Source organism: Roseateles sp. P5_E11, assembly GCF_054049355.1.
In genome coordinates this window covers 1-4,475 of record NZ_JBFUMO010000485.1, presented here as the reverse complement: position 1 = coordinate 4,475, position 4,475 = coordinate 1, and the positions used below count along the sequence as shown (strand labels likewise).

The following is a 4,475-nucleotide window of genomic DNA, read 5'->3' as shown; positions in this document are numbered from 1 at the left end:
CGCCGGAGCATCGCGCCCAGGCCCTGCTCGACGCGGCCGCGTTGCATCAGCTGCGCGCCGAACTTACCGAGGCTCGCGCCTTGTGCGAACAGCTTCAACCCCTGGCCGCACTGCCGGCAACTGCCTGTCTGGCCGAGCTGGCCAGCCTGTCGGGACAGGGCCAAGCGGCGGCACAAACGCTGGCCCAGCTCAGCCCGGGCCGGTCCATCGCGCCCTGGCTTGCACTGATGCGTGCCGAGCTGGCGGAACGCCTCGGCAACGAAGCCACCGCGCCTGCCCTCTACCGTGCCGCGCTGGCCGGCGAGGACGAGGTCTACACGCGCGCCGCGCTGGCCGACTGGCTGCTGGCCCGCCAGCGTGCGGCCGAGGCCCTCGTGCTGGTCGAACGCAGCCCCGATGCCGAGGCCGATGCATTGCTGTTGCGCCAGGTCATCGCCTTGCGCCAGCTCGGCCGCGATGCGTCGGCGCGGACCGCCCTGATGCGCGAGCGCCTTGCCGCCGCCGACCGCCGCGAATCGGGCAAGCATGCGCGCGAGCAGGCCCGCTTTGCCCTCGATGTCGAGCAGCAGCCACGCGAGGCCCTGCGCCTGGCCCGGCTGAACTGGTCGATGCAGCGCGAGCCTGTTGATGCGGTGCTGCTGCTGCGCGCTGCCCTCGCCGCTGGGCGCGATGGCGATGCGACGCGTGAGGAACTGGCGCGCGTGCTGCGCGGCAAGGGCTGGCAGGATGCACGCCTTGCCGCTCTTGATCGGCGTTTTGACCGGAGCTTCGCGCCGTGATCCGTTGTTTGTTGTGGCTGCCGCTGCTGCTGTGCGGTGTGGCCCAGGCCCACCAGGCCAGCGAGGCCTATCTCGTCTACCGCGTCGAAGGTGCGGCGGTCGAACAGCGCCTGGACATCGCCTTGCGCGACCTGGACCGCGACCTGGCGCTGGACGCCGATGGCGACGGCAACTTGAGCTGGGGCGAGGTGCGCCAGCGCTGGCCCGACATCGAGGCGCTGGCCATGGCCGGCCTGCGCTTCACCGCCGATGGCGCGGCCTGCACGCCGCAGGACCGTCCCCAACCCCAGCTCGACCAGCACAGCGACGGCATGCACGCCGTGCTCATCAGCCACTGGCTCTGCCGCGCCGCCGTGCATGAGCTCGACATCGACTACCGCCTCTTTGCCAGCACCGACACCGCCCACCGTGGCCTGGCCCGCCTCGTCGGCGCGGCGGGCGAGCCGCTGGTGCTGACGCCCGGCGCCGGCCCACAACGTCTGGCGCTGGACAGCCGCGGCTTCGGTGGCTTCGTCGTCGAGGGCATGGCCCATATCGCCAGCGGGCTGGACCATGTGCTTTTCCTCGTCACGCTGCTGCTCGTCGCCGTCTGGCGTCGCGAGGGCAAGGGCTGGGCGCCCCGTGCCAGCGGCCGCGCCGCGCTGGCCGAGACGCTCAAGCTTGTCACCGCCTTCACTCTGGCCCACTCCATCACCCTGGCGCTGGCGGCCAGCGGCGCCATCGACCCGCCGACCACCGTCGTCGAATCGCTGATCGCGCTGACCGTGCTGCTCGCCGCGCTCGACAACCTGCGGCCCTTTGTGCCTGGGCCGCGCTGGAGCATGGTCGGCCTCTTCGGCCTCGTGCACGGCGTCGGCTTTGCCGGGCCGCTGAAGGACCTGGGCCTGCGCGGCAGCGAACTGGTGCTGCCGCTGCTGGGCTTCAACCTCGGCGTCGAGCTGGGACAGCTTGCCGTCGTCGCGCTGCTGCTGCCACTGGCCCTGATGCTGCGCTCGGCGACCATCTACCGGCGCTGGATCGTGCCCGGTGGATCCAGCGCTGTCGCCGCGCTGGCCCTGCTCTGGTGTGTCGAGCGCAGCTTCGGGCTCAGCCTGCTGCCTTGAGCGGCCGCAGGCGGCTGCGCAGCAACGCCAGGTCGAAGCGGTAGAACACCATCTGTATGCCGCGGCCCGATGCGCAAGTCGACAGCGCATCGTCGCCTTCGTGCATCCCGCCAGCCGTATCCCGCGCGCCCAGGCAAGCCAGCCCGGGCGGCAGCTGGGCCAACAGCATCTGGGCCATGATGAGGCTGTCGGCATCGCCGACGAGGGCTTGGAGCGGGATGTCGACACTGCCGGCGGCGTCGTCCAGGTGCGTGGTCAGTGCCTGCTCCAGCCGCGCGCTGACGCCCAGCATGGCAGGCTCGGTGGCAAAGGCCATCGCGTCGGTGTCCAGCAGTGCGCTGATCAGGACGGCCATACAGCCTCCTGGCGCAGGTCGCTGCGCAGCGGTGTGATGCGGTAGCTGTAGCCCGGGCGCATCAGCAACTGCGGGAAGGTGCAGCGGCTGAAGCCATCGCCCACGACGTCGCCGGAGCGGTCGTGCAGCATCTCCCAGTAGAAGCCGAAGACCTGTGGCGGCTGGCGCCGCAGACGCGGCAGGCCGCAAGCCGGGCGGCTCGCATGAGGAATCCACAGATTTGGCACGGCATGCTCCCCGGGGCACACACAAGCGGCCCCTACATGCACAGACGCGCAAATCCGCGCGACCCGGTCACGCCGGYATGCACAAGCTAGGGGGAGGAGGTCAGCCTGCGGCGATGCCGGCGGTCACGTGACCCGCGGGCACGTGGGCGGCCGCACTCGTGACATGGCCGACCTGATCGTCGAAGAAGAAGTCGGGCTCGAACTCGCGCAGGAATTCCCCCTTGGCCAGGCCGCCGAGAAACATGGCCTCGTCGACCTCGATCTGCCAGTCCATCAGCGTGCGGATGGCGCGCTCGTGAGCCGGTGCGCTGCGCGCAGTGACGAGGGCCGTGCGTACCTTCATGCCGTTGGCGTGTGAATGCTGCAGCCGGTGCAGCGCCTCCAGCATCGGCTTGAAGGGCCCGGCCTGTAGCGGCAGGTGGGCGCGCTGCAGTTCATGCTCGCGAAAGGCCGCCAGGCCGTCGCGCTGGAACACCTGCTCCGCTTCGTCGGAGAACAGCACCGCGTCGCCGTCGAAGGCAATGCGCAATTCCTTGGGATGCGCTGCCGAGGCCCGCGCCGCCAGCGGCATCACGCGCGCTGCGGCCACGCCGGCGCCGAGGGCTTGGCGCACATCGGCCTCGTTGGTGGACAAAAAGAGCTGGGCCGACAGCGGCTTCAGGTAGCGCCAGGGCGAGGCGCCACGCGTGAACACGCCGCGCTCGATGGGCAGGCCGTAGTGCTTGGCCGAGCGGAACACGCGCATGCCCGAGATCGGGTCGTTGCGCGACAGCACGACGACCTCCACCTGGGGCGTACCGCCGGCGTTGAAGGCCAGCAGTTTCTCCACCAGCGAGAAGGCCACGCCGGGCGGCGCCGGTTCGTCCAGGCGCTGCTGCTGCAGGGCCATGTAGGCATGGTCGTCGCCGGCCTCGAAGACCTCGTTCTCGGCCTCGAAGTCGAAGAGGGCGCGTGACGAGATAGCGACGACGAGTTGACCGGAGAGCGTGGCTGGCATGGCGGTCGATGATAGGGCTCGACGCCCGGGCCACGCCTTCCTAGACTCGCCGCGTTTTCAACTCGAAAGACTTGCCCATGCGCGCTGCTGCCCTTGCCATGCTGCCCATCCTCGCCGCCTGCGCCAGCAAGCCGGTGCCGCCTCAAGTGCCTGCCGCGTTGCAGCCCCCTGCCGGGCAGGTGCTGCAGCTCGAGGCGTTGGCCCAGGGCTGGCAGATCTACGAATGCCAGGCCAAGGCCGATGGCAGCGGCACCGCCTGGGTCTTCAAGGCGCCCGAGGCCACGCTGGCCGACCGCGCGGGGCGGCCGCTGGGCAAGCATTACGCCGGTCCGACCTGGGAGGGGCTGGATGGCAGCACGGTCGTCGGCGAGGTCAAGGCCCGCGACCCGGGCCCGGACGCGAAGGCCATCCCCTGGCTGCTGCTCGCGGCCAAGAGCAATGGCGGCGGCGGCGTCTTCAGCACGACGAAGAGCATCCAGCGCGTCGCGACGGTCGGTGGCGTCGCGCCCGCCGAGGCCTGCACGGCGGCAGGCCAGGTCGTGCGCGTCACCTACACGGCGACCTACTACTTCTACCGCTAGATCACGGCCAGCGCGGTGGCGAGGTCGCGCCGCAGGTCGTCCGCAGCCTCGATGCCTACGGACAGGCGCACCAGCGAGTCCGTGATGCCCAGCCGCGCCCGCGTCTCGGGCGGAATGGAGGCGTGGGTCATCAAGGCGGGCAGCGAGATCAGGCTCTCGACGCCGCCCAGGCTCTCGGCCAGCGTGAACAGCTCGACGCGCTGCAGGAAGCGGCGCGCGCCGGCCAGGTCGGTCTTCAGCGCCACGCTGATCATGCCGCCGCCGCCACGCATCTGGCGCTTGGCCAGGGCGTGCTGTGGGTGGCTTTCCAGGCCGGGGTAGAGCACGCGCTCGACCTGGGGCTGCGCGGCCAGCCAGGTGGCCAATTCGGCGGCGCTGGCGTTGTGCCTCTCCATGCGCAATGCCAGCGTCTTGAGGCCACGCAGCGCGAGGA

General features: G+C 70.7%; 6 protein-coding genes and 1 pseudogene. 3 read left to right on the top strand and 4 right to left on the bottom strand.

Annotated elements, in window-relative coordinates; genetic code table 11:
• Positions 1–779: pseudogene (locus ACXJKR_RS25215) on the top strand (hypothetical protein); the annotation flags it as partial.
• On the top strand, positions 776–1,882 hold the full coding sequence (locus ACXJKR_RS25210; RefSeq protein WP_457325158.1) for a HupE/UreJ family protein: 1,107 nt from the start codon (positions 776–778) through the stop codon (positions 1,880–1,882). The pseudogene ACXJKR_RS25215 and the gene ACXJKR_RS25210, both read left to right, overlap by 4 nt.
• On the opposite strand, the gene ACXJKR_RS25205 is transcribed toward ACXJKR_RS25210, so the two are convergent.
• The 3 genes from ACXJKR_RS25205 to ACXJKR_RS25195 all read right to left on the bottom strand — a co-directional run bounded on the left by ACXJKR_RS25205 (position 1,866) and on the right by ACXJKR_RS25195 (position 3,461).
• Positions 1,866–2,237: a hypothetical protein gene (locus ACXJKR_RS25205; RefSeq protein ID WP_457325156.1), complete on the bottom strand. Its 372-nt coding sequence runs from the start codon at positions 2,235–2,237 to the stop codon at positions 1,866–1,868. The two genes, ACXJKR_RS25210 and ACXJKR_RS25205, sit on opposite strands and share 17 nt — an antisense overlap.
• Positions 2,225–2,464 (bottom strand): hypothetical protein, encoded by a 240-nt coding sequence (locus ACXJKR_RS25200; protein ID WP_457325155.1) that lies wholly within the window; start codon positions 2,462–2,464, stop codon positions 2,225–2,227. Before ACXJKR_RS25200 ends, ACXJKR_RS25205 begins: the two co-directional genes overlap by 13 nt.
• A gap of 100 nt (positions 2,465–2,564) precedes the next feature.
• The gene (locus ACXJKR_RS25195; RefSeq protein ID WP_457325153.1) at positions 2,565–3,461 is read right to left on the bottom strand and encodes a 5'-nucleotidase; all 897 of its coding nucleotides are present in this window, start codon (positions 3,459–3,461) and stop codon (positions 2,565–2,567) included.
• 77 nt (positions 3,462–3,538) lie between these two features.
• Between ACXJKR_RS25195 and ACXJKR_RS25190 the strand changes: the two genes are divergently transcribed.
• Positions 3,539–4,042 (top strand): DUF3455 domain-containing protein, encoded by a 504-nt coding sequence (locus tag ACXJKR_RS25190; RefSeq protein ID WP_457325152.1) that lies wholly within the window; start codon positions 3,539–3,541, stop codon positions 4,040–4,042.
• Here the strand turns inward: ACXJKR_RS25190 and ACXJKR_RS25185 are convergent.
• A partial coding sequence (locus ACXJKR_RS25185; RefSeq protein WP_457325151.1) for a PLP-dependent transferase occupies positions 4,039–4,475 on the bottom strand: 437 nt, incomplete at its 5' end. The genes ACXJKR_RS25190 and ACXJKR_RS25185 overlap by 4 nt on opposite strands.